This is a genomic window from Methylobacterium pseudosasicola (assembly GCF_900114535.1).
Classification (GTDB): domain Bacteria; phylum Pseudomonadota; class Alphaproteobacteria; order Rhizobiales; family Beijerinckiaceae; genus Methylobacterium; species Methylobacterium pseudosasicola.
This window is the reverse complement of record NZ_FOTK01000039.1, coordinates 20,138-41,040: the sequence shown is the minus strand read 5'-3', so window position 1 is coordinate 41,040 and position 20,903 is coordinate 20,138. Positions and strand designations below refer to the sequence as shown.

Below are 20,903 nucleotides of genomic sequence, written 5' to 3'. Positions count from 1 at the left end.
GAGGGGCGGATTTTTCCTGCCTCTGCAAGATGTTCACCAATCGCACCTTCCAGAGCGTGACACGCTCTCCTCCCCCTTGTGGGGAGGAGCCGGAGGTGGGGGTGGCTCAGGAGGCACCGCTGTGCCTCATCCGGCACCACCCCCACCCCTGACCCCTCCCCACAAGGGGGAGGGAAAAGCGCGGCCCTTCGAGCGCGCGATGCCGAACGCGCCATGTGAACAGCGGCTTGTGCAGGTCGCGACAGGCCCCCTCTCCCGCACGGGAGAGGGGACCCGCGCCTTGTCCGGAGATGCCTGGGTCCAGTCGTCCATAGAAGGGGAGGCAAACACACGCACGTCCGCCCCCGGTCTCATCCGGTAGCAATGCGTGAACCGCTTCGCCCCGCGCGCAGAGCGCAAGGCTTCCCGCCTACCCCGCCGAGGCCCAACACCTTCAAAAAAACCGCACCCTCTTGCGGAACCGCGCCGCGAAGCAAACGTTACGCGCGTGCGAGGCCTGGAAATGGGCTCGCCAGTTGGGCGCCGGTCTTGGTGTCCGGCGTCTCTTGTAGTCACGTTGCTCAACGGAGGATGTGGTTATGAGGACTTACGACGTTGCGCCCCTGTTCCGGTCGTCCATCGGGTTCGACCGTCTGTTCGAGCTGCTGAACCAGGCCGAACGCGTCGAGACCACGGCCGCCTGGCCGCCCTACAACATCGAGAAGGCCGCGGACGATCAGTACCGCATCACCATGGCGGTGGCGGGCTTCACCCCGGACGAGATCGAGCTGACCCAGCAGGACACGGTGCTCCTCGTGTCGGGCCAGAAGGCGACGCCGGAGACCGAGCGGCAGTACCTGCACCGCGGCATTGCGGCCCGCACGTTCCGCCAGACCTTCAACCTGGCCGACCATGTGAAGGTCGTGGGGGCCAACCTGGAGAACGGGCTCCTGACCGTCGAGCTCAAGCGCGAGGTGCCGGAGGCCTTGAAGCCCCGCCGCATCGCCATCGGCGGCGTCACGGCCACCTCCGGGCAGGACAACGCTCCCGCGCAGATCGCCGAGGGCAAGGTCGCCCAGCCCAAGGTCGCGGAAGCCAAGGTTGCCGAAGTGAAGGCCGCCTGATCGCGTCCGGGTCCGGGCCGCCCGATCCGCGGGCCGCCCGGGCTCCCCGCATCGAACGAACGACAGGCCTGGCGCACCCGCAATCCCGCGGGCCGCCGACGGCTACCCGAATGAGAAGCCTATGAAACCAAACTTAAGGAGGTCCCCATGAGCGTGAGAGATCTGATTCCGTGGAACCGAAGCACCGGCACCCCGGCGCCGACCGCCCTGTCGAACGAGGCGACCAATCCCTTCCTGACGCTCCACCGCGAGGTGAACCGCCTGTTCGACGACGTGTTCACCGGGTTCGGTTCGGTCCCGAGCCTAGGCGGCCGGAGCTTCGGCTGGCCCAATGTCGAGCTGGTGGAGGCGGATGGCGGGCTGCGGCTCTCGGCCGAGCTGCCCGGCCTCGACGAGAAGGATGTCGAGCTCCTGGTCGAGGACGGCGTGCTGACCCTGCGGGGCGAGAAGCGCGCCGAGACCACCGACAAGGCGCGCGGCTACTCCGAGCGCAGCTACGGTCGCTTCGAGCGGGTCATCGCCCTGCCCTTCCCGGTCGAGGAGGACAAGGTCGAGGCGTCGTTCCGGAACGGCGTGCTCACCGTGACGCTGCCGCGCTCGGAGAAGGTGCCGGAGCGGGGGCGCCGCATCGCCATCAAGAGCGGCGACGGCGCCCAGAAGGACGGTGCCCACAAGACCGCCCATTGAGGCGGGTTCGCCTGAACGCATGATGCGGCGGCCGGCATGGACCGGCAGGACCACCGAGCGCGGACCTGCCGGCCGCCCCAACCTTTGCTGACGCGCACAGGAGGGTCGCATGCAGCCCATCGATACCATCCCGATCGACACGCCTATCGAGCGCCTCGGCCCGATGGCCGCGGCCAACTTGAGGGCGACGGCGGTCGACCCGTTCGAGGCCTTCGTGGCGCCGGGCGACGTGTTCCGGCATCCCCGCGAGGTCCTTTCCTATCCCGGCCTGTCGCGGGCCGAGAAGCGGGCGATCCTGGCCTCGTGGGCCTCCGACGCCCGCGCCGTGGAGTCCTGCCCGACGTTGCGCTGCCTTCCCGGCTGCCGGGCCGAGCCGGTGCCGATCGACGCCATCCTGGCCGCGCTCCAGGCCCTGGACGGCGCCGCCGCCCCGAGCCCCCCCGCGACGCGCCAGCCGCGGATCCCGGTCGTGCTCGGCCGTCGCGGACGGCGCGGCTCGGCGGCGCCGGATCCCGTCCTGAACTGAAACCGGGAGGGAGACGATGACGACCTTCGACCTGAAGGACCGCTATCGGTGGTCGAGCCGGCTCCGGCGCGGCCGGACCGGCCTGCCGGCCGAGGAAGCGGGGCGGGCGAGCTGGTCCATCCTCACCGGCTGGATCGCGTCCGCCGCCCTCTGCCTGGCGCTGGCCGCCCTGAGCCCGGCGCCGGCCATGCCCTGGGTTCTGGCCGGCCTGCTGAGCCTGTCGGGTTTCGTCTGGCTCGGCGCCGCGATCACCCGGGCCGGGCCGCCGGCCAACGCCACGCACCTCACCGCCTGGGACGCCGCCCTCCTCGCTTTCGCGGCGAGCTTCGGCGTCCAATCCGCCGCGCGCCTCGGGCTGCTGAGCGCCTGAGCGCGTCGCATCACCCATGTCGAGCCGGCTCGACGGTCACGCCGTCGGGCCTGGCTTCAAGGAGGCAACCATGCCAACGACCATCCAGGATCGCACCATCGGCATCGGACACAACAATCCCCCCGCCTTCGTCGCGGCCGCCCCTTGGCTCGCCGGCCGGAAGGCTTTGATCCGGCGCCAGCAGCGCCTCGTTGAGACGTCGGGCCGTGCCCGCGAAGGCACCTGGGTCCTAACCTTCGCCCGCGAGACGCCGCCCGAGATCGAGCCCCTGATGGGCTGGACCGGCGGCAGCGACCCGCTCGCCACGGATGTCCGGCTCACCTTCCCGACCCGGGCGCAGGCCATCGCGTATGCGGAGCGCCAGGGCCTCGACTACGACGCGGAGCCGGAGCCCGCGGCGGCGACCCGCAAGCACCCGGATGGCCGCCGCCGACCCGAACGGGCACCGCTCCGGGTGGTGCTCGGCCGGAAACAGGCGCCGGCCGCGCCGCCGGGTTTTCCGGACGGGCCGGACCTGGAACGGGCTTTGGTCAATCCGGCGGCGGTCTTCGCCACGCCGGCCGCCGTGCTCGATCACCCGCGAATGCTACGCGAAGGGAAGCGCGAAATTCTTCGCCGGTGGGCCTGGGACGAGTACCTGAAGGAGGTCGCCGCCGCCGAAGGGATGGCCGAGGGCGAGCCCTCGCAACTCGAAGCGGTCAAGGCCGCGCTCCTGGCGCTCGGCGAGACCTGGCGCCCGAAACCCTCCGCCCCGGCGGTCGCCGTTCCGGTCCCGCAGCAGGAGGATTCAGAGGACATGGCTCTCGCGGCGTAAGCCGCGTGCGCCTCAGACCGGATCGAGGCCGAGTTCCTTTTTCAGGCCGGTCCAGCCGGTCGGCGTGACCTGCACGGCGCGCGTCGTCTCGGAGCGGCGCAGCCAGCCTTTCGCGCAGAGCAGGCTCATCAGCTGCACGCCGAGCGGACCGGCGAGTTGGTGCTCCCGCTCGGTCCAATCGAGGCATTGCCGGGCCAGCCCATGCCGGCCCGGTCTCAGCCGGTCGACCTCCAGCCCGAGGCCGGCAAACCACGCCGCGCCGGCCGGGGGCACGTCGAAGCGCTTGCCCGCGGCCGGCACGAGATAGCCGCGCGCCTGCAAGGCGCCCGTGACGGCGACACCCAGGTGGCCGGCCAAGTGATCGTAACAGCAGCGCGCGAACCGCAGCTCCCGCGCCTCCCGGCTCAGGGGTTTCGACCGGACGGGCGCTGCCGGGCCGATCGCCGCGAGCGTCTCCAGCGCCAGGGCGACCTGGGGGCCGGCCAAGCGATAGTACCGGTGGCGCCCCTCGGTCTCGACCGCCAGCAGGCCGCCCGCCAAGAGTTTGCCGAGATGCGAACTCGCCGTCTGCGCGGTGATGCCGGCGGCGAAGGCCAGCTCGCCCGCGGGCCGCGCCTTTCCGTCGAGCAGATGCATCAGCATCACGGACCGCGCCGGATCCGCGATCAGGAACGCCGCTGTGGCGAGGCTCGGGTGCGGATTCATGGACGATCTCCTGCGCAGCCGGCCCACCATGCCACCGAAGCGGTGCGGATGCTTCGACACGCATCGAAGCATCCGTGCCGCCCCGCCGCTAGGGTCCCGGTCATCGCATCCGATCCGAGGTTGCCATGACCGAGACGCCCGAGGCCGACATCCGCCGCATCTACGAGCGCTGGCACGCGACGGTGCTGGCCCGCGATATCGATGGCCTGATGGCCCTCTATGCCGAGGACGCCATCCTGGAGAGTCCGCTGGTCCTGGCCGAATCGGGAATCGACGCGTCCGGAATCCTGACCGGCAAGCCCGCGATCCGGCGCTTCTTCGACGGTGCGCTCCGCAAGCCCGGAAGCGCACTCGGCCGCTGGTACCGCACCGGCACGTTCTTCTCCGACGGCCGCCAGATCACCTGGGAATATCCGCGCGCCACGCCGGAGGGCGACCAGGTCGATCTGGTCGAGGTGATGGACCTCGCCGCCGGACTCATCGCCCACCATCGGGTCTACTGGGGCTGGGTCGGCTTCCGGGCGCTCACTCCGAGCCTGAACGCATCGGCGCGGTGATGCGCCGTCAGCAGCTCACGCCACCGAGAACCGGAAGGTCGTGACCGCGCGAAACACCTCCCCCGGCCGCAGGATTGCGGAGGGAAAGCCCGGTTGGTTCGGGGCGTCCGGAAAGCCCTGGGTCTCGAAGCAGACGCCGTCGCCGGAGCGGTAGATCCGGCCGGAGGGGCCGATCAGCGTGCCGTCCAGGTTGTTGCCGGTGTAGAGCTGCAGGGCCGGCTGCGTGGTCGCCACGTCGAGCCGACGGCCGCTGACCGGATCGATGCAGGTCGCGGCCGGGCGCAGGGCCCCGGCGGGGCCGCGCAGCACGAAGGTGTGGTCGTAGCCCTTGGCGAAGGCGAGTTGCGGGTCGCCGACCCGGATGCGGTCGCCCAGCGCGTGCGGGGTGCGGAAATCGAACGGGGTGCCGGCGACCGGCCGGATCTCGCCGGTGGGGATCTGGGTCGCATCGGTGGGGGTGAACGCGTCGGCGTCGATCCGGACCACGTGGTCGAGGACGCTGCCGGTCCCCTCACCGGCCAGGTTGAAGTAGCTGTGATTGGTGAGGTTCAGGATCGTCGGCCGATCGGTCACAGCCTCGTAATCGAGGCGCAGCAGGCCGTCCTCGGGCAGGCTGTAGCGCACGCGGACATCGAGGTTGCCGGGAAAGCCTTCCTCGCCGTCCGGCGAGCGGCGGGCCAGAGCGAGGCTCGTGTCGTCGGCCACCTCGACGTGCCAGAGATGTTTTCCGAAATTCCGGTCGCCGCCATGCAGGGTGTTGGGCCCCTCGTTCACCGGCAGCTGGTAGGTCTGGCCGTCCAGGCTGAAGCGTCCGCCCGCGATACGGTTGGCGTAACGCCCGACGATGGCACCGAAGCTCGGGCTGACGGTCTCGTAACCCGCGAGGCTATCGAGCCCAAGGACGACGTTGGCGCTCCGGCCAGCCCGGTCGGGAACCTCGATTGCCGTGATCACCGCGCCGAAATCGATGATGTGGACCCGCAAGTCTCCCCGGGCCAGGACGTGCCGGGTGACCGTCCGCCCGTCCGCGGTTCGCCCGAAAACGTCACCCGGCATGCCCCCTCCCCCGCTCTCGGCAAAGTCCCGGTTTCAAAAGGTCGTCGACCTTTTGCGGGTGCAGGGCAGAGCCCTGCGAAAGGGCGTCGCCGAACCGGCATCCGCTTCGACGGCGAGAGCCCCTAGCGCTTCCAGACTCCGAGCCGCTCGCTGCGGGCGTGATCCTCGGCCGCGACGAGTTCGGGGCTTGCCTCCGGGGAGGCCCGGCCGCCGCCGTTGAACAGCACGACTTCGGAGAGATCGCGCCCGTTCACCTGGCAATTCATGTTCTCGCTGCCCGGCGCCGGCAGGCAGGTCACCGGGCGGCCGCCGAGGTAGCGGGCGAGCTCGTCGGCCTGGCCGCCGCGCACCCACTCGACGCCGAACAGGTGCACGACCTTGCCGCCGATCTTCAGGGTGGCGGTGTCGATCACCTGGGCCGGCCCGGTGATGGCGTTGGCCGCGGGCGGCGGCGTGTCGGGTTCCGGATCGCCGCCGGTCTCGGGCGGGGGCGTGACCGTGTCGGGGGGCGCGGGCTGGGACGCCGCGGGCGGTGTCGCCGGAGGGTTCGCCGGAGCCGCCGTCGGCGCATTGGACGCCTGGGGTGGCGGCTGCGTGGTCGTCGGACGGGTGGATTCGGGCTCGCGGCCGGCCAGGACCAGCCCGGCCGCAATCACCGCCACCAGGGCGGCCGCGCTCGTGCCGACGAGCCAGCGCCGATGGCGGCCGCTCTCATCCCCGCTCCCCCCGCCGAAGCCGAGCCGCTCGCGCAGTCTGGGCAGGCCATCGCGCAGAGATTCGCCGAGCCGGCCGGGACCCTCGTTCCAGGCGGCCACCGGATCCGAGCCGCGCTCCGGCGCCGCGGTCGCGTCGGCGGGGCCGCTGAACCGGGTCCGCAATCCCGTCCGCAGGGTGGCGAACCGGCCGGCCGCATTCTGCGCCAGCGCCCGCCCCTGCACGGTGGAGCGCTCGACGAAGCGCGCGGTGGCGGCCTTCACCTCGTAGGCGCCGGTCAGGATCGGGGAATCCTTTGCCTCCTCGGCGGCGGGTGCGGCCGCGGGCTCGGGGTCCGGGGGTAGGAACAGGGCGGGGTGCCGCGCCTGCAGCTCCGTCACGAAATCGGCCAGCGTCATCGGCTCGGCGGAGCCCGGGCGCAGACGCGGAACACCGTGGCGGTCGAGCACCCGGTAGCCGTAGGCGCCGGGCACGATCGCGGCCTCAGCCATAAGTTCGAGGGTCCGCACGGAGACCGGCCGCGGGCGTGCCCGGGCGATCGCGGCACGGATCGCTTCGCGGAGGCCGGCGCGCTCCGGATCGTCGAGAGCCGGACGTGCCGGCCCCGCTTCCTGTTCCGCCGCCACCGTTGAAGACGTCATAAACCCGATCCCGGCATCGCCGTGCGCCGCACGGGATCCGCTTGAGAGCCTCTCACGAAACGCCCCCTGCGCCGTGCTGTGCGGAGGGCGGCGCCCGGTCGGGCGTTGTGCGAGACGCTCTTACGCCTTGCCGGGCGAGGGAGCCAGGGTGCCGGCCTGCACGCTCCGGCGCAGGACCCGTCCGGTCTCGCCCACAATCACGGGGCGCGGGCCCGCGAAGCTGACCTCCAGGACCAGCTCGGCTGCCCCGGTGGAGATAGCACCGCGACCAGGATTCGCCGTGCGGAAATCCACGATCGTGCGGATCGTGCAGGTCTCGGAATCGCAGGCCGTCTGGATCGCCCGCGGCTCGTAGCGGCGCTCGGGCCAGCGCTGGACGAAGCTGCGCTTCTCGGCCAGCAGCCCGGCCAGGGTGATCGGGTGCCCGTAGAAGCGTACCCGCGTCGCGTAGAAATGCGGCGCCGTACCGACCATCGTGTCGCCTGTGCTGGAGACGGTGGCGAGGTAGTTCGCCGCGAGCGCCCGGGCGATGGCGGCCCGCTCGGCGGAGACCGGCGCCGGGGCCGGGGCCACGGCGGCGGGGGTGTCGGCGAGCCGGCGGGGATGCGCGGCGTGCCGCCGCAGGGTCTCGCGGACGGGCGGACGCTCCAGGGCGGCGGCCCGCTTCGGAGCCGCGGCCCTGGTCGAGGCGGACTTGGGCAGGGCATCCTCCGCGGGGTCGGGCTTGGCCGCCTGCCGGACCGGCGCCTTCGCGTCCGCCGGCGGCTTGGGCTGCTCCTGCGTCGCGGCCTTCATGGGCTCCTTGGCCGGCGCAGCGGTCGAAGCACGGGCGGGCGGATCGACCCAGGAACTCTGCGCGGAAGCCCCTTGCTGGGCCGAGGCGGCGCCGACGAAGGCCAGGGGCAGGATCACGCCGAGCGCGAGGGCACGTGGTCGGGTGGGTTGGGTGGCGGGCATCGGTGCCTTCCTGGCGGCCGGGGCGGACGTGACGAGAACGCGCCCAGAGGCCGAAGGGGTTCCACCGGTGTTGTGGGCGCGCTTCCGACTCTGCCGATTCGCAGAGCCGGCACCAGCCGGGGATTGCGTGGATGACGGGGTTGCGTTCGTCCGTTTCGCTACCAAGTGGGGACAATCTTGGCCGTCACCGGTTTCAGGCTTTTTTTCGCCCTGCGCATCGAGGTTCCCGTGGCCCGACCCGAGACCGAGGCGACCCCGCAGACGCATCGGGGGCGGCCATGAGCGCGAGCATGAGCGCGAGCCCGCGCCGGGCGCTGCTGATCTGCAATGCCAAAGCCCGCAACGGCAGCCTCGACCTCGACGAGGTGCGGGGAATCCTTCGGGCCGGCGGCATCGAGCCTGTGGAGCCGCCCCCGGACGCCGATTGCCGCGACGAGATCCGCGCCCACGCCAAGGCCAAGGATGTCGACTTGGTGATCCTCGGCGGCGGCGACGGCACCATGAACACGGCCGCACCTGCCCTGGTGGAGAGCGGCCTGCCGCTGGCGATCCTGCCGCTGGGCACGGCCAACGACCTCGCCCGCTCCCTCGGCCTGCCGCTCGATCCCCTGGCGGCGGCCCGGTTCATCCCGACGGCGGAGGCGCGGCCGGTCGATCTCGGCTGGGTCAACGGCCACTATTATTTTAACGTCGCCAGCATCGGTTTCTCGGCCGAGCTCGCGGGCGAGCTGACCGCCGAATCCAAGAAGACCTGGGGGGTGCTGGGCTACGCGGTCGCGGCCATCCGGGTCCTGCGCCGGGTGCGGCCGTTCACCGTCACGATCGAGCATGACGGCACGGTTGAGAAGGTGACGACGATCCAGGTCTCGGTCGGCAACGGCCGGCATTACGGCGGCGGCATGACCGTCGAGGAGACCGCCACGGTCGACGACGGCAAGCTCGATTTCTACAGCCTGGAAGTCACCCACTGGTGGCGGCTGATCGCGCTCCTGCCGGCCCTGCGCCGGGGCACCCATGGGCGCGCGGCCGACGTGCGCGCCTTCCAGACTCGGGAGATCACGATCTCCACGCGCAAGCCCCGGCCGGTGAACACCGATGGCGAGCTGACCACGCACACCCCCGCGCATTTCAAGGTTTTTCCGAAAATCCTCCGGGTCTTCGCCCCCGAGCCGGCGAGCCGGCCCGGTCCGTTCGACCTCACCACCCTCGGCAGTCGCCTGTTCCCGACCAGCGAGACGCCCGACCCGTGACCGACCTAATCCAGCTCGCCAGCCAGCCGGCCGTCTGGGTCGCCCTCGCGACCCTCGTGGTGATGGAAGTCGTGCTCGGCGTCGACAACCTGATCTTCATCTCGATCCTGACCAACAAGCTGCCGGCGGACCAGCAGACCCGGGCGCGGCGGATCGGGATCGGGCTGGCCCTGATCCTGCGGCTCGGGCTTCTGGGCACGGTCGCGTTCATCGTGCACCTGACCGAGCCGGTCTTCTCGGTGCTGGGCCAGGACTTCTCCTGGCGCGACCTGATCCTGATCGGCGGCGGCCTGTTCCTGCTGTGGAAGGCCACCAAGGAGATCCATCACAGCGTCGATCCCGATACCACCGACACCAAGCCGGCCGGCGGCTCGATCGGGTTCGGCGCGGCGATCGGCCAGATCCTGCTCCTCGACCTCGTCTTCTCGATCGACTCGATCATCACCGCGGTGGGCATGACCGAGCACGTGCCGGTGATGATGGTGGCCGTGGTGGTGGCGGTGATCGTCATGCTGGTCGCGGCCGAGCCGCTCTCGGCCTTCATCGCCCGCAACCCGACCGTGGTGATGCTGGCGCTGGGCTTCCTGATCATGATCGGCATGACGCTGATCGCGGAAGGGTTCGGGGCGCATGTGCCGAAGGGCTACATCTACACCGCCATGGCGTTCTCGGCCGCTGTGGAAGGCCTCAACATGCTGGCCCGCGGGCGCCGGCGGGTGGCGGGCGGAGGCCAGAAACAGGCTTGAGCGCGCGTGCTCTTGAAACGGGACTGACCATGCGGATCGCCGCGGCCCTGTGCGCCCTGCTCGTCTCCGCCCCGGCCCATGCGGAGCCCCGGATGACGCCCTCGCCCGCGATCCTGCACGACCTCGCCCCCACCGGCACGCTGCGGGCGGCGATCAACCTCGGCAATCCGGTTCTGGCCCGGTCCGGAGCGGACGGCCCGGCTGGCGTCTCGGTCGATCTCGCCCGGGCGCTGGCGCAGAAACTCGGCGTGCCGGTGGCCTTCGTGACCTTCCCCGGAGCGGGCGCCGTTTCGGGCTCGGCCGGATCCGGGACCTGGGACATTGGCTTCCTGGCGATCGACCCGAAGCGCGCCGAGGGTATCGCCTTCACCGCGCCCTACGTGCTGATCGCCGGCAGCTACCTCGTGCCGGCCGCCTCGTCGATCCGGACCGCGGAGGCGGTCGATCGCGACGGCGTGCGCGTCTCGGTGGGTCGCGGCAGCGCCTACGACCTGTTCCTGACTCGCGCGCTGCGCCACGCCACCCTGGTGCGGGCGCCGACCTCGGCCGAGGCGATCACGGCCTTCGCCCGGGACGGCCTCGACGTCGCCGCCGGGGTCCATCAGCCGCTCGCCGCCTACGCGGCCGCACACAAGGAGGTGCGGCTGCTGCCGGGGCATTTCATGGCGATTCCGCAAGCGATGGGCCTGCCGGTCGGCCGGGATGCGGGGGCAGCTTATCTGGCCAAGTTTCTCGCGTGGGCGAAGGCGGATGGATTCATCGCGCGGAGCCTGGAGGCAAACGGGCAAGATGCCGGGCTGGCAGCGCCATGAGCCGCTATTCAGGCGGCCGTGAGCTGGGCCAGATCAACCCCAGCCGCGAGATGATCCTTCGTGTCGAGGATCTCGATGGCGACGACACGGCCCTCCGCGTCGAAATCCAGGACGATCCCCGGCCGCACCTCCTCGCTCTCGCTCACGGGGGCGTCGGCGAGGCGCAGATACAGGGCATCAGCCTCCGGATCGTATCGGACTTTCACGTCTTCGCCTCCAGCCGCGATCCAGGAAGAGCGTGATGACCCGGTAAGTCAACGCTAGCTCCTCGACGTAAACGAGCCGGAGCACGCGGCCCCCGTGCTCAGGCCAGGCACGGTAGGCCCGCACGCGCTCGGGATATCGTGGGTCCGGTTCGGTCGCCTCCGGCGCGAGGATCGTGCGTTCGACCAGCTCGCTCGCGATCCCCCGGTCGATCAGGTTCTCCCGCGCATGGCGTGTGTAGGTGAAGGCCGGCGCGGGCATCGGGCGATCATCACACCACCAGATTCACGATCCGCCCCGGGACGACGATCACCTTGCGCGGCGGCTTGCCCTCCAGGATTTTTTGCACCGGCTCCAGCGCGAGGGTGGCGGCTTCCACCGCCTTGGCGTCGGCGTCGCGGGGCACGGTCACGTCCGCGCGCTTCTTGCCGTTGATCTGGACCGGCAGGGTGATCTCGTCTTCGACCAGGAGCCCGGCTTCCGCCTCCGGCCACGGGGCCTGCGCGGTAAGGCCGGAGCGGCCCAGCGCCGTCCAGCATTCCTCGGCCAGGTGCGGCATCATCGGGGCGATGAGCTGCACCAGGATGCCGGCCGCCTCCGTCGCCGCGGCGCGGGAGACCGGACCTCGGAGCCCGTCCTCGAGGGCGTTGGCCAGGGTGTAGATATGGGCGACGCAGCGATTGAAGCGCAGGCGCTCGATATCGTCCTGCACGGCGGCCAGGGCCCGGTGGGCGGCCTTGCGCAGGGCGAGGTCGGCGGCGCCGTCGCCGGTTGCCGCCTGGGCGGCGTTGACCAGGCGCCAGACCTTCTGGATGAACCGGGCCGCGCCCTGCACGCCCTCCTCGCTCCAGATCACGTCGCGCTCGGGCGGCGAATCCGAGAGCACGAACCAGCGCGCCGTGTCTGCCCCGTAGCTCGCGATGATGTCGTCCGGATCGACCACGTTCTTCTTGGACTTCGACATCTTCTCGATCGGGCCGATCGCGACCGGCGCCTGAGTTTTCACGTGAAACGCGCGGCGCTCGCCCTCCTCGGTGGAGAAGCGGATTTCGGCCGGCGGCACCCAGGCGCCGGCCGCGTCCTTGTAGGTCTCGTGGACGACCATGCCCTGCGTGAACAGGCCGGCGAAGGGCTCGGAGACGCCGGCCCAGCCGGTCTCGCGCATGGCCCGCATGAAGAACCGGGCGTAGAGCAGGTGCAGGATCGCGTGCTCGATGCCGCCGATATACTGGTCCACCGCCAGCCAGCGATCGACCGTGGCCCGGTCGGTGGGGGCGTCGGTGAGCCAGGGCGCCGTGAAGCGGGCGTAGTACCAGGACGAATCGACGAACGTGTCCATCGTGTCGGTCTCGCGCCGGGCCGGCGCACCGCATTTCGGGCACGGCACGTTGCGCCAGGCCTGGTCCCGCTCCAGCGGGTTGCCGGGCTGGTCGAAGGACACCTCTTCCGGCAGCTTCACCGGCAGATCCGGCACCGGCACGGGCACCGGGCCGCAGCTCTCGCAATGGATGATCGGGATTGGGCAGCCCCAGTAGCGCTGGCGCGAGACGCCCCAGTCGCGCAGGCGGAACTGGACCTTGCGCCTGGCGACTCCCTCCGCTTCCAGCCGGCGCGCCACGGCCTCGAACGCCTCGTCGGTGGTCATGCCGTTGAGGAAGCGCGAATTGATCATCCGCCCGTCCTCGACATAGGCGGTGGTGGTGATCAGGAAGGCTTCCGGATCCTGCCCCTCGGGGCAGACCACCGGGACGTTGCCGAGCCCGTACTTGTTGGAAAAGTCGAGGTCGCGCTGGTCGTGCGCCGGGCAGCCGAACACCGCGCCGGTGCCGTAGTCCATCAGTACGAAATTCGCGACGTAGACCGGCAGCTCCCAGGCCGGATCGAGGGGATGGCGCACGGTGAGACCGGTGTCGAAGCCGAGTTTTTCCGCAGTGTCGATCGCCGCCTGGGCGGTGCCGGTGCGCCGGCATTCCTCGATAAAGCCCTGGAGGTCGGGATTGTTGGCCGCCAAGGTCGCGGCCAGCGGATGGTCGGCGGCGATCGCCAGGAACCGGGCGCCGAACAGCGTGTCGGGCCTTGTGGTGTAGACCGTCACGGACTCGGCCGCGCCGGCCGGTGGCCGGGCCAGGGCGAACCGGACTTCCAACCCCTCGGAGCGGCCGATCCAGTTCTTCTGCATCAGCCGGACTTTTTCCGGCCAGCGATCCAGACCGTCCAGGGCGGTGAGCAGGTCCTCGGCGAAATCGGTGATCTTGAAGAACCACTGGGTCAGCTCGCGCTGCTCGACCAGGGCGCCGGAACGCCAGCCGCGCCCGTCGATCACCTGCTCGTTGGCCAGCACGGTGTGATCCACCGGGTCCCAGTTCACCTTGGCGGTGCGCCGGGTCACCAGACCCTTGTCCAGGAAGTCCAGGAACATGCGCTGCTGGTGCTTGTAGTAATCGGGATCGCAGGTCGCGATCTCCCGGCTCCAGTCGAGCGACAGGCCCATGGCCTTCAGCTGGTCGCGCATCGAGGCGATGTTGGCGTAGGTCCAGTCCCGCGGGTTGACCTTGCGCTCCATGGCGGCGTTCTCGGCCGGCAGCCCGAACGCGTCCCAGCCCATCGGGTGGAGCACGTTGAAGCCCCGGGCGCGCTTGTAGCGGGCGACCACGTCGCCCATCGCGTAGTTGCGCACGTGGCCCATATGGATCCGCCCCGACGGGTACGGGAACATCTCCAGCACGTAGTATTTCGGACGCGGGTCGGCGTTGTCGGTCTCGAACAGCTTCTGCTCCGCCCAGGCGGCCTGCCAGCGGGGCTCGGCATCCTTGGCGTTGTAGCGCTCGACGGCGGAGGGGGCGGTGCTGGTCATGGATCCGGCTGGGTCAGGGGCTCGGCGGCTGATCGGGGAAAGCCGCGGCACGTTGCGGCCCAGTAGCATATCTGCGCCGGAGCCGGTCAACGGATGCATGGCTCCGGGCTTGCGCGGGACGCGCAACGGCATAGGTCGGCGGGCAGCACACGATTCATGAGAGGGCCCGCATCAGGTCGGTCCCACCCATCCCCCTCATCCTGAGGCGGCGGAGCGAAGCGGAGACCTCGAAGGAGGCCTCCAGCCGGCCGCGCGATCCCTGGAGGGCTCCTTCGAGGCCCAGCGATCTTCGATCGCCGGGCACCTCAGGATGAGGGGGTGGGTTGGATCACCCTTCTCCTGGGACGGGTCCGGCAGCGACAGGACAGGCACGCGATGGACGACGCGATCACCGACTCGAATGCCCCCCCCACGGACGGGATGGGGCAGCCGACCGCCAAGCTGCCGGTCGGCGAGGCCGATGTCGCCGCCGGGCTCGCCGAGGTCCGGGCCGCCATCGCGCAGGCGGCCGAGGATTCGGATCGCGATCCGGCGGCGGTGCAGCTCGTGGCGGTCTCCAAGACCGTGCCGGCGGCGGGCATCGTCCCGGCCCTGGAGGCGGGGCACCGGGTGTTCGGGGAGAACTACGTCCAGGAATCCACCGCGAAATGGCCGGACCTGCGCGCCCGCTACCCGGATGTCGAATTGCATCTCGTCGGACCGCTGCAATCCAACAAGGCCCGTGAGGCTGTGGCCCTGTTCGACGTGATCCACTCCCTCGACCGGCTGTCGCTTGCGGCGGCGCTCGCCAAGGAGATCGAGCGCTCGGGCCGCGCCCCGAAGCTGCTGATCCAGGTCAATACCGGCGCCGAGCCGCAGAAGGGCGGGGTCCTGCCGGACCAGCTCGCCACCCTTCTGGCCGAGTGCCGCGACACCCACGGGCTCGCGATCCAGGGCTTGATGTGCATCCCGCCGGCGGAGGACCCGCCCTCGGCCCATTTCGCCCTGCTCGCCCGGCTGGCCCGGGAGCACAACCTGCCGATCCTCTCCATGGGCATGAGCGCGGATTTTCCGGCGGCGATCCAGCAGGGCGCCACCCATGTCCGGGTCGGGACGGCGATTTTCGGGGCTCGGACTCGGAAGGTGTGAGCCTCACCCGATCCGCAGATGCGTGCGCGGGCCGAGGCGCCGGAGCAGCCGGAGCAGGTCCGCCCGGGCCAGTGCCACGCAGCCCTCGGTGGGCCGGTAGCCGTCGCGGGCGATGTGCAGGAAGATCGCCGAGCCGCGCCCCTTCCGGATCGGGGCGCGGTTGTAGTCGAGGTCGATCACCACGTCGTAGAGCCCGTCCGGGCGCCACATCGACTCGGCGCTGATGCCCGGGGCCGGCAGGCGGATCGGCCGGTTGTAGCGGCGGTCCCGGCTCTCGTCGCACCAGCCGTCATCGGGCCGGGTCGCCCGGAGCGGCAGGGCCGTGCGCGGGCGCAGGCCGAGATGGTCCGACCGGTAGGCGCCCCCCCGCAGGCGGAAGCGCCCGCGCGGCGAGCCGCCGTCGCCCTCGCGCTTGTCGCAGACGATGCCGCCCGCCCCGAGGGCGCAGGGGATCACGGCCGGGCCGACGAGTAGTTGGCCCCGGCGGCGGTCGCCGACCAGCACGCGGACGCGGATCTCGCCCAAGGTCACGCGGACGAGTCCGGGCCGCTCACGCCGATGTCCACGCACCAAAGCCCCCTCCCCTGCCTGCCGCACGCACCATCCGACCCCGCTTATCGCGGGGTCGCAGGGCGGATCGGCCGGCGTTATGCCCGGTATCCAATACCGAAACCGTGAAAAATTGCGCACAAGGCAATTTCCGGCCACAAACGCGGCCCTATCCTAGCCGCGGAACCCAGGCCGCCGAAGCCGGGATTCGGGAGCGAACCAGCCCACCGCCCTGCGCAGGCGGGGACCGAGAACGCCCTTGAAGACCGGTGCGGCGCGCCCTGGCGTTCCCTGGAGCCCGTTGCATCGTCATCCGACGGACGCGGGAGGCTCCAGATCCTTGTCATCGCAGGCCGTTCCCGGATACCGGGTTTTCCGGTCCCGCCGCCTGCTCCAGGGTCCCGGACGATGTCGAACGCCTATCGCCTGCTGATCTGTGACGACGACGCGATCCTGCGCGACACGCTCACCGAGCAGCTCGACCTCTGTGAGGATTTCACCGTGGTCACCGAGGCGAATGCCGCGGACGCGATCCGGCGGGTCGGCACCGACCGCATCGACCTGGCGGTGATGGATGTCGGCCTGCCCGATCTTGACGGGCGCGAGGCCGTGCGCCGGATGCGCGCCGGCGGCTTCCGCGGCCCGGTGATCATGCTCACAGCCCAGGATTCCGAGGCGGACCACGTCGAGGGGCTGGAGGCGGGCGCCAACGACTACGTCACCAAGCCGTTCAAGTTCGGCATTCTGCTCGCTCGGATCCGCGCGCATCTGCGCAGCCACGAGGCGTCCGAGGACGCGGTGTTCCAGATCGGCCCCTACACCTTCCGGCCCGGCGCCAAGCTGCTGGTCGGCGAGCGCGGCTCGAAGCTCAAGCTCACCGAGAAGGAGACCGCGATCCTGCGCTTCCTGTATCGGGCGGGCCGGGCCGTGGTGAACCGCGACACGCTGCTCGCCGAGGTGTGGGGCTACAACGCCCACGTCACCACGCACACGCTGGAGACCCATATCTACCGGCTGCGCCAGAAGATCGAGCCGAACCCCGCCACCGCGGCGATCCTCGTCACCGAAGGGGGCGGCTACAAGCTGCTCCCCTGATGCCCCCTGCGCCTCACGGCGGGAACCGAGAGCCAAGCGCGATTGCAACGCGATCGGGAAGGGCTTTAGGGATTTGCGTGTAAGCGAGGCTCAGGCTCGTTTGCGCGCAGGGTGGTGAGGCGGTTCTTTGGGGCTCGACGACGACATCGCGATCCTCGCCGACGCGCCGCTGTTCGGCTTCCTCGACCGGGACGCCCTGCGCCTGCTGACCTTCGCGGCCGAGCGGCGTGAGCTGGCCGACGGCGACCTGCTGTTCGCCCGCGGCGACCCGGCCGATGGTGGTTTCGTGGTGATGTCGGGCACGATCCGGCTCGCCCCCCGGGTCGCGGATGCCGAGCCGGTGCGCGCCGGGCGCTCGGCGCTGATTGGCCAGCTCGCCCTGTTCGTGCGCGGCACCCGGCCGACCGAGGCCCGGGCCGAGGGCGCCGCCGAGGTGATGCGGATCACCCCGACGCTGATGCGGCGCGTGCTGGAGGAATTCCCCGCGGCCGCCCAATCCGTCTACGACACCCTGGCGATCGACCTGGTCGACCTCGTGACCGATCTCGACCGGGTGCGTGTTCTGCTAGAGGATTGAGGCCCCCCGGGTGACAGCCCCGGTGCCCGCTTGTAAGCACGGGCTCCCCGTCACAAGAGCAGCGTGCGCCCATGTCCACCTCCGACCTCGCCAAGACCATCGAGACGGCCTGGGAGGAGCGCGCCGGCATCTCGACCAGCACCCAGGGCGCCGTGCGCGAGGCGGTCGAGGAGGCGCTGAACCTGCTCGATTCCGGCAAGGCCCGGGTCGCCGAGAAGAGCGGCAACCACGATTGGGTCGTCAACCAGTGGCTAAAGAAGGCGGTGCTGCTCTCCTTCCGCCTCAACGACATGGCGGCGATCGAGGGCGGCCCGGGCGGCGCGCCCTGGTGGGACAAGGTCGCCTCCAAGTTCGCCGGCTGGGGCGAGGCCGAGTTCCGCGCCGCGGGCCTGCGCGCGGTGCCGGGCTGCTTCGTCCGCCGCGGCTCCTACATCGCCCCGGGCGCCGTGCTGATGCCGAGCTTCGTCAATCTCGGCGCCCATGTCGGCGAGGGCACGATGGTCGACACCTGGGTCACGATCGGCTCCTGCGCGCAGGTGGGCAAGAACTGCCATATCTCCGGGGGCGCCGGTATCGCCGGCGTGCTCGAGCCGCTCCAGGCCAATCCGGTGATCATCGAGGACGATTGCTTCATCGGCGCCCGCGCCGAGGTGGCCGAGGGCGTGATCGTCGGCCAGGGCAGCGTCCTGTCCATGGGTGTCTATATCGGCGCCTCGACCAAGATCGTCGACCGCACCACCGGCGAGGTGATGTATGGCCGCGTGCCGCCCTACTCCGTGGTGGTGTCCGGCACGATGCCCGGCAAGGCGCTGCCGGACGGCACCCCCGGCCCCGGCCTGTACTGCGCCGTGATCGTCAAGCGCGTCGATGCCGGCACCCGCTCCAAGACCGCCATCAACGAGCTGCTGCGCACCTGATTTTTTTTGGGAGTTTGGGGGCGACCCGGTGGAGACGACGCGAACCCTCGACCTGATCGTGGCGGGCCGGCCCGTGCCGACCCCGTGCGACGTGATCGGCACAGGGCGCGACGCGCTGCTGCTGCCGGCCCTGTCCACGATCTCGGACCGGGCCGAGATGCGCGACCTCGCCCGCGCTCTCGGCTCGCAGTATCGCAGCTTGGTGCCCAATTGGCCGGGCTTCGGCGCCCGGCCGCGGACCCGCCTGCCCCTCGGTCCGGACACCCTGCACGCATTCCTGGACGCGCTGCTCGCCGCCGTGCCCGGCCCCTACGCGATCGGGATCGCGGCCGGACACGCCGCCGGCTACCTGGTCGCGGCGGCGCGCAGGCACCCGAAAGCGTTCGAGCGGCTGGTTCTGGTGGCGCCGACCTGGCGCGGGCCGCTGCCCACCGCGATGCCGAGCCGGGCGCATTGGTTTCCCCGCATCCGCCGGGCCGTGGAGGCGCCGGTCCTCGGCGATGCGCTCTACCGGCTCAACATCAGCCCGCCGATCATCGGCCGGATGATGCGCGCTCATGTCTACGCCGACCCGGCCCACGTCACGCCGGCCGTGATTCGGGCCAAGCACGCGGTCACCCGCCAGCGCAACGGCCGCTTCGGCACCGCCGCCTTCGTCACCGGCGGCCTCGACCCCGTGGCCGACCGCACCGCCTTCCTGGACCTGTTCGGAGAGGGCCTGCCGCCGACCCTGGTGCTGCGGCCGGAGAAAGCCCCGCGCCGCTCCGGCGCGGAGATGGACGCGCTGATCTCTCACGGCCGGGTCACGAGCGCCGCGATCCCCGGAGCCCTGAGCCCGCACGAGGAGTTCCCAACCGCGGTCGCGAAGGCGGTCCAGGCGATTTAGCCGGCAAATTTACGGATTCAAAAGGTCCGGGACCTTTTGCGGGTCCAGGGCAGAGCCCTGGCCTCATCAGGGCTCGCCCTTTGAAAACCCATGTTCCGGCGGCATCGTGATCACGCCGCGATGGTAGGGAAAGCGGGCGCGCTGGAGCGGGTCCGGCCCGGTGAAGATCAGCCGCGTCCGAAACGAGACCGGGCTGACGCACATCAGATAGCCCCGCAGGCGCTTCTCGTCGGGCACGAACAGGGCGGTCGCCAGATACCGGCTCTCGGCCCGGACCCAGCCCGGGATCGGCAGGCCCCAGCGCCGGGCCAGATGCTCCCCGGCCCCGCCCAGGAACGCATCGGCCTCCGGCCGCCCGAGCAAGCCTGGCTCGTCGGCGACGAACGCCGCTTGCCGCGCGACGTCCCCGTCAGCCGCGTAGAAGGCGTCGAGGAAATCGCGCAGGTGATGCTCCCAATCGCCGTCGTCCCGCGCCCGCTCGACCACTTCCGCCAGGGAATGCGGTCTCATGATGCCACCGGCGGCGGAGCTTCGAACGCCTCTAGGAGGCGGGCGCGGTCGAGGGGCTGAGCCATGCGGTCGGAAGGCCGGAACGGGGACACCCGTAGCGTTCTCGCAAGCGGCAGCCAGGGTCAACCGCCGCCCATCCGTCATGGCAGCCCCTGGACAGGATCGGAGGCCTGTGCGCGGACTGAACCGTCCGGCCAAGCCGTTCGTTTGTCTGCGGGAGCGGCCCGCTTCCTGTCTCGTCCCTCGCCCGACACCGCCACGGATCCGATGCTGCGCACCCTCTCCCTGCCGGCCCTCGCCGTCCTGATCGCCGCGTCCCCGGTGCGCGCCGAGGATACGCCCCGCCCTGCCCCGTCGAACCCGCCGGCGGCGCCGTCGCTGGGAGCCGACACGCTCAAGCCCGGCAAGCCGGCGGTGAAACCCTATCTCGCCGAGACGGCGGGTCCCGATGCGACCCAGATCCTGCCGCCGCCGCCGGCCCACGATGCGCCCCTCGACAAGGCCGACCGGGCGGCCTTCGTCGGCACCCGCGCCCTGAAGGGCAGTCCACGCTGGGAGATCGCGGCCAACGACGTGTCCGAGGGTGCGGCCGCGGTCCTCGACAACTTCGCCTGCGTGCTCGGCACGCGGATCGATCAGGCCCGGGTGCCGGCAGTGCTCAACCTGCTGGAGCGCGCCCGGCTCGATCTCGCCCGGGCGACGCGCGGCCCGAAGGTGCATTACCGGCGGCTGCGCCCCTTCGTGGGCAACGAGGCGCCGATCTGCGTCCAGCGGACCCAGGCGCTCACCGACAGCTTCAGCTACCCCTCCGGCCACGCCACGCAGGGCTGGGCCTACGCGCTGATCCTGGCCTCCCTGGTGCCCGAGAAGGCCACCCCGATCCTGGCCCGGGGCCGGGCCTATGGCGAGAGCCGGGTCGTCTGCGGCGTGCACTGGCTCAGCGACGTGGCGGCCGGGCGCCTCACCGGCACCTCGGTCTTCGCCACGCTGATGGGTGATCCGGGTTTCCGCGCCGATCTGGAGAAGGCCCGCGCCGAACTTCGCGGCGCCCTGTCCGGAGGCGGCACCGCCCCCGACCAAGCCGTCTGCACCCGCGAGGCCGACGCACTACGCGAGCCGCCGCTAGAGTTTTGAATGCGAACAATTTCAGATTTGAACGGCTCTAAGTGTGTGATTTGCAACACGTTTTCGGCTTGATCAAGACCCCGTGAACGATGGATCTTGAGATTGAAGCGCCAGCGATCG

General features: G+C 70.8%; 24 protein-coding genes. 15 read left to right on the top strand and 9 right to left on the bottom strand.

Going from position 1 to position 20,903, the window contains the following annotated elements:
- The first annotated feature begins 578 nt into the window (after positions 1 to 578).
- From BM228_RS26695 to BM228_RS26675, 5 genes are all read left to right on the top strand, one after another.
- On the top strand, positions 579 to 1,103 hold the full coding sequence (locus BM228_RS26695; protein ID WP_092045351.1) for an Hsp20 family protein: 525 nt from the start codon (positions 579 to 581) through the stop codon (positions 1,101 to 1,103).
- A 147-nt stretch (positions 1,104 to 1,250) separates the two neighbouring features.
- A complete protein-coding gene (locus tag BM228_RS26690) occupies positions 1,251 to 1,790 on the top strand; it encodes an Hsp20/alpha crystallin family protein (RefSeq protein ID WP_092045349.1) in 540 nt (179 codons plus the stop codon).
- 109 nt (positions 1,791 to 1,899) lie between these two features.
- Positions 1,900 to 2,316: a hypothetical protein gene (locus BM228_RS26685; RefSeq protein ID WP_092045346.1), complete on the top strand. Its 417-nt coding sequence runs from the start codon at positions 1,900 to 1,902 to the stop codon at positions 2,314 to 2,316.
- 16 nt (positions 2,317 to 2,332) lie between these two features.
- Positions 2,333 to 2,686: a hypothetical protein gene (locus BM228_RS26680; protein WP_092045344.1), complete on the top strand. Its 354-nt coding sequence runs from the start codon at positions 2,333 to 2,335 to the stop codon at positions 2,684 to 2,686.
- Between the two features lie 70 nt (positions 2,687 to 2,756).
- Complete coding sequence (locus BM228_RS26675; protein ID WP_092045382.1) at positions 2,757 to 3,500, top strand: NADH dehydrogenase ubiquinone Fe-S protein 4; 744 nt, start codon at positions 2,757 to 2,759, stop codon at positions 3,498 to 3,500.
- Positions 3,501 to 3,512: 12 nt separating this feature from the next.
- Here the strand turns inward: BM228_RS26675 and BM228_RS26670 are convergent, their stop codons facing one another.
- Positions 3,513 to 4,205, bottom strand: a complete 693-nt coding sequence (locus tag BM228_RS26670) for an ArsR/SmtB family transcription factor (RefSeq protein ID WP_092045342.1) — start codon at positions 4,203 to 4,205, stop codon at positions 3,513 to 3,515.
- 125 nt (positions 4,206 to 4,330) lie between these two features.
- On the opposite strand from BM228_RS26670, the gene BM228_RS26665 reads away from it, so the two are divergent.
- Positions 4,331 to 4,762 carry a nuclear transport factor 2 family protein gene (locus tag BM228_RS26665; RefSeq protein ID WP_092045340.1) on the top strand — a complete coding sequence of 144 codons (432 nt, stop codon included), beginning with the start codon at positions 4,331 to 4,333 and terminating at the stop codon, positions 4,760 to 4,762.
- Between the two features lie 15 nt (positions 4,763 to 4,777).
- Here the strand turns inward: BM228_RS26665 and BM228_RS26660 are convergent, their stop codons facing one another.
- The 3 genes from BM228_RS26660 to BM228_RS26650 form a co-directional block, all read right to left on the bottom strand.
- The gene (locus tag BM228_RS26660) at positions 4,778 to 5,818 is read right to left on the bottom strand and encodes an aldose epimerase family protein (protein WP_092045338.1); all 1,041 of its coding nucleotides are present in this window, start codon (positions 5,816 to 5,818) and stop codon (positions 4,778 to 4,780) included.
- A 122-nt stretch (positions 5,819 to 5,940) separates the two neighbouring features.
- On the bottom strand, positions 5,941 to 7,173 hold the full coding sequence (locus BM228_RS26655; RefSeq protein ID WP_092045336.1) for a thermonuclease family protein: 1,233 nt from the start codon (positions 7,171 to 7,173) through the stop codon (positions 5,941 to 5,943).
- Positions 7,174 to 7,293: 120 nt separating this feature from the next.
- Positions 7,294 to 8,130: a hypothetical protein gene (locus BM228_RS26650; protein ID WP_092045334.1), complete on the bottom strand. Its 837-nt coding sequence runs from the start codon at positions 8,128 to 8,130 to the stop codon at positions 7,294 to 7,296.
- Positions 8,131 to 8,408: 278 nt separating this feature from the next.
- Between BM228_RS26650 and BM228_RS26645 the strand changes: the two genes are divergently transcribed.
- Genes BM228_RS26645 through BM228_RS26635 form a run of 3 tightly spaced genes read left to right on the top strand, consistent with a single transcriptional unit; the run spans position 8,409 to position 10,938 of the window.
- Positions 8,409 to 9,380 carry a lipid kinase gene (locus BM228_RS26645; RefSeq protein WP_244537320.1) on the top strand — a complete coding sequence of 324 codons (972 nt, stop codon included), beginning with the start codon at positions 8,409 to 8,411 and terminating at the stop codon, positions 9,378 to 9,380.
- On the top strand, positions 9,377 to 10,126 hold the full coding sequence (locus tag BM228_RS26640) for a TerC family protein (RefSeq protein ID WP_092045329.1): 750 nt from the start codon (positions 9,377 to 9,379) through the stop codon (positions 10,124 to 10,126). The genes BM228_RS26645 and BM228_RS26640 overlap by 4 nt, the downstream gene beginning before the upstream one ends.
- Positions 10,123 to 10,938 (top strand): ABC transporter substrate-binding protein, encoded by an 816-nt coding sequence (locus tag BM228_RS26635; protein WP_342030184.1) that lies wholly within the window; start codon positions 10,123 to 10,125, stop codon positions 10,936 to 10,938. The genes BM228_RS26640 and BM228_RS26635 overlap by 4 nt, the downstream gene beginning before the upstream one ends.
- An 8-nt stretch (positions 10,939 to 10,946) precedes the next feature.
- On the opposite strand, the gene BM228_RS26630 is transcribed toward BM228_RS26635, so the two are convergent.
- The 3 genes from BM228_RS26630 to leuS are packed head-to-tail and all read right to left on the bottom strand — an operon-like array spanning position 10,947 to position 13,996.
- Positions 10,947 to 11,144 carry a DUF2283 domain-containing protein gene (locus tag BM228_RS26630; RefSeq protein ID WP_092045325.1) on the bottom strand — a complete coding sequence of 66 codons (198 nt, stop codon included), beginning with the start codon at positions 11,142 to 11,144 and terminating at the stop codon, positions 10,947 to 10,949.
- Entirely contained in the window at positions 11,116 to 11,403 is a 288-nt protein-coding gene (locus tag BM228_RS26625; RefSeq protein WP_092045322.1) for a DUF4258 domain-containing protein, read from the bottom strand. Before BM228_RS26625 ends, BM228_RS26630 begins: the two co-directional genes overlap by 29 nt.
- Before the next feature lie 10 nt (positions 11,404 to 11,413).
- Positions 11,414 to 13,996 carry a leucine--tRNA ligase gene (gene leuS / locus BM228_RS26620; RefSeq protein ID WP_092045320.1) on the bottom strand — a complete coding sequence of 861 codons (2,583 nt, stop codon included), beginning with the start codon at positions 13,994 to 13,996 and terminating at the stop codon, positions 11,414 to 11,416.
- A 375-nt stretch (positions 13,997 to 14,371) separates the two neighbouring features.
- Here leuS and BM228_RS26615 point away from each other — a divergent pair, with 375 nt between their 5' ends.
- Positions 14,372 to 15,124 carry a YggS family pyridoxal phosphate-dependent enzyme gene (locus tag BM228_RS26615; RefSeq protein WP_092045318.1) on the top strand — a complete coding sequence of 251 codons (753 nt, stop codon included), beginning with the start codon at positions 14,372 to 14,374 and terminating at the stop codon, positions 15,122 to 15,124.
- A gap of 3 nt (positions 15,125 to 15,127) precedes the next feature.
- Here the strand turns inward: BM228_RS26615 and BM228_RS26610 are convergent, their stop codons facing one another.
- The gene (locus BM228_RS26610; protein WP_208612104.1) at positions 15,128 to 15,655 is read right to left on the bottom strand and encodes a L,D-transpeptidase family protein; all 528 of its coding nucleotides are present in this window, start codon (positions 15,653 to 15,655) and stop codon (positions 15,128 to 15,130) included.
- Positions 15,656 to 16,081: 426 nt separating this feature from the next.
- On the opposite strand from BM228_RS26610, the gene BM228_RS26605 reads away from it, so the two are divergent.
- From BM228_RS26605 to BM228_RS26590, 4 genes are all read left to right on the top strand, one after another.
- Positions 16,082 to 16,768, top strand: a complete 687-nt coding sequence (locus BM228_RS26605; RefSeq protein WP_092045316.1) for a response regulator transcription factor — start codon at positions 16,082 to 16,084, stop codon at positions 16,766 to 16,768.
- Positions 16,769 to 16,895: 127 nt separating this feature from the next.
- On the top strand, positions 16,896 to 17,345 hold the full coding sequence (locus BM228_RS26600; RefSeq protein WP_092045314.1) for a cyclic nucleotide-binding domain-containing protein: 450 nt from the start codon (positions 16,896 to 16,898) through the stop codon (positions 17,343 to 17,345).
- Positions 17,346 to 17,416: 71 nt separating this feature from the next.
- The gene (gene dapD, locus BM228_RS26595; RefSeq protein WP_092045312.1) at positions 17,417 to 18,262 is read left to right on the top strand and encodes a 2,3,4,5-tetrahydropyridine-2,6-dicarboxylate N-succinyltransferase; all 846 of its coding nucleotides are present in this window, start codon (positions 17,417 to 17,419) and stop codon (positions 18,260 to 18,262) included.
- A gap of 28 nt (positions 18,263 to 18,290) precedes the next feature.
- Complete coding sequence (locus BM228_RS26590) at positions 18,291 to 19,148, top strand: alpha/beta fold hydrolase (protein ID WP_092045310.1); 858 nt, start codon at positions 18,291 to 18,293, stop codon at positions 19,146 to 19,148.
- Between the two features lie 66 nt (positions 19,149 to 19,214).
- On the opposite strand, the gene BM228_RS26585 is transcribed toward BM228_RS26590, so the two are convergent.
- Positions 19,215 to 19,658: a hypothetical protein gene (locus tag BM228_RS26585; RefSeq protein ID WP_092045308.1), complete on the bottom strand. Its 444-nt coding sequence runs from the start codon at positions 19,656 to 19,658 to the stop codon at positions 19,215 to 19,217.
- A gap of 267 nt (positions 19,659 to 19,925) precedes the next feature.
- Between BM228_RS26585 and BM228_RS26580 the strand changes: the two genes are divergently transcribed.
- On the top strand, positions 19,926 to 20,792 hold the full coding sequence (locus tag BM228_RS26580; RefSeq protein WP_092045306.1) for an acid phosphatase: 867 nt from the start codon (positions 19,926 to 19,928) through the stop codon (positions 20,790 to 20,792).
- Positions 20,793 to 20,903 lie beyond the last annotated feature (111 nt).

What these genes read in the sequence shown, in the direction of transcription:
- BM228_RS26695 (WP_092045351.1), top strand. Translation starts at nt 579, where the DNA reads ATGAGGACTTACGACGTTGCGCCCCTGTTCCGGTCGTCCATCGGGTTC.
- BM228_RS26690 (WP_092045349.1), top strand. Translation starts at nt 1,251, where the DNA reads ATGAGCGTGAGAGATCTGATTCCGTGGAACCGAAGCACCGGCACCCCG.
- BM228_RS26685 (WP_092045346.1), top strand. Translation starts at nt 1,900, where the DNA reads ATGCAGCCCATCGATACCATCCCGATCGACACGCCTATCGAGCGCCTC.
- BM228_RS26680 (WP_092045344.1), top strand. Translation starts at nt 2,333, where the DNA reads ATGACGACCTTCGACCTGAAGGACCGCTATCGGTGGTCGAGCCGGCTC.
- BM228_RS26675 (WP_092045382.1), top strand. Translation starts at nt 2,757, where the DNA reads ATGCCAACGACCATCCAGGATCGCACCATCGGCATCGGACACAACAAT.
- BM228_RS26670 (WP_092045342.1), bottom strand. Translation starts at nt 4,205, where the DNA reads ATGAATCCGCACCCGAGCCTCGCCACAGCGGCGTTCCTGATCGCGGAT.
- BM228_RS26665 (WP_092045340.1), top strand. Translation starts at nt 4,331, where the DNA reads ATGACCGAGACGCCCGAGGCCGACATCCGCCGCATCTACGAGCGCTGG.
- BM228_RS26660 (WP_092045338.1), bottom strand. Translation starts at nt 5,818, where the DNA reads ATGCCGGGTGACGTTTTCGGGCGAACCGCGGACGGGCGGACGGTCACC.
- BM228_RS26655 (WP_092045336.1), bottom strand. Translation starts at nt 7,173, where the DNA reads ATGACGTCTTCAACGGTGGCGGCGGAACAGGAAGCGGGGCCGGCACGT.
- BM228_RS26650 (WP_092045334.1), bottom strand. Translation starts at nt 8,130, where the DNA reads ATGCCCGCCACCCAACCCACCCGACCACGTGCCCTCGCGCTCGGCGTG.
- BM228_RS26645 (WP_244537320.1), top strand. Translation starts at nt 8,409, where the DNA reads ATGAGCGCGAGCATGAGCGCGAGCCCGCGCCGGGCGCTGCTGATCTGC.
- BM228_RS26625 (WP_092045322.1), bottom strand. Translation starts at nt 11,403, where the DNA reads ATGCCCGCGCCGGCCTTCACCTACACACGCCATGCGCGGGAGAACCTG.
- leuS (WP_092045320.1), bottom strand. Translation starts at nt 13,996, where the DNA reads ATGACCAGCACCGCCCCCTCCGCCGTCGAGCGCTACAACGCCAAGGAT.
- BM228_RS26615 (WP_092045318.1), top strand. Translation starts at nt 14,372, where the DNA reads ATGGACGACGCGATCACCGACTCGAATGCCCCCCCCACGGACGGGATG.
- BM228_RS26605 (WP_092045316.1), top strand. Translation starts at nt 16,082, where the DNA reads ATGTCGAACGCCTATCGCCTGCTGATCTGTGACGACGACGCGATCCTG.
- dapD (WP_092045312.1), top strand. Translation starts at nt 17,417, where the DNA reads ATGTCCACCTCCGACCTCGCCAAGACCATCGAGACGGCCTGGGAGGAG.
- BM228_RS26585 (WP_092045308.1), bottom strand. Translation starts at nt 19,658, where the DNA reads ATGAGACCGCATTCCCTGGCGGAAGTGGTCGAGCGGGCGCGGGACGAC.
- BM228_RS26580 (WP_092045306.1), top strand. Translation starts at nt 19,926, where the DNA reads ATGCTGCGCACCCTCTCCCTGCCGGCCCTCGCCGTCCTGATCGCCGCG.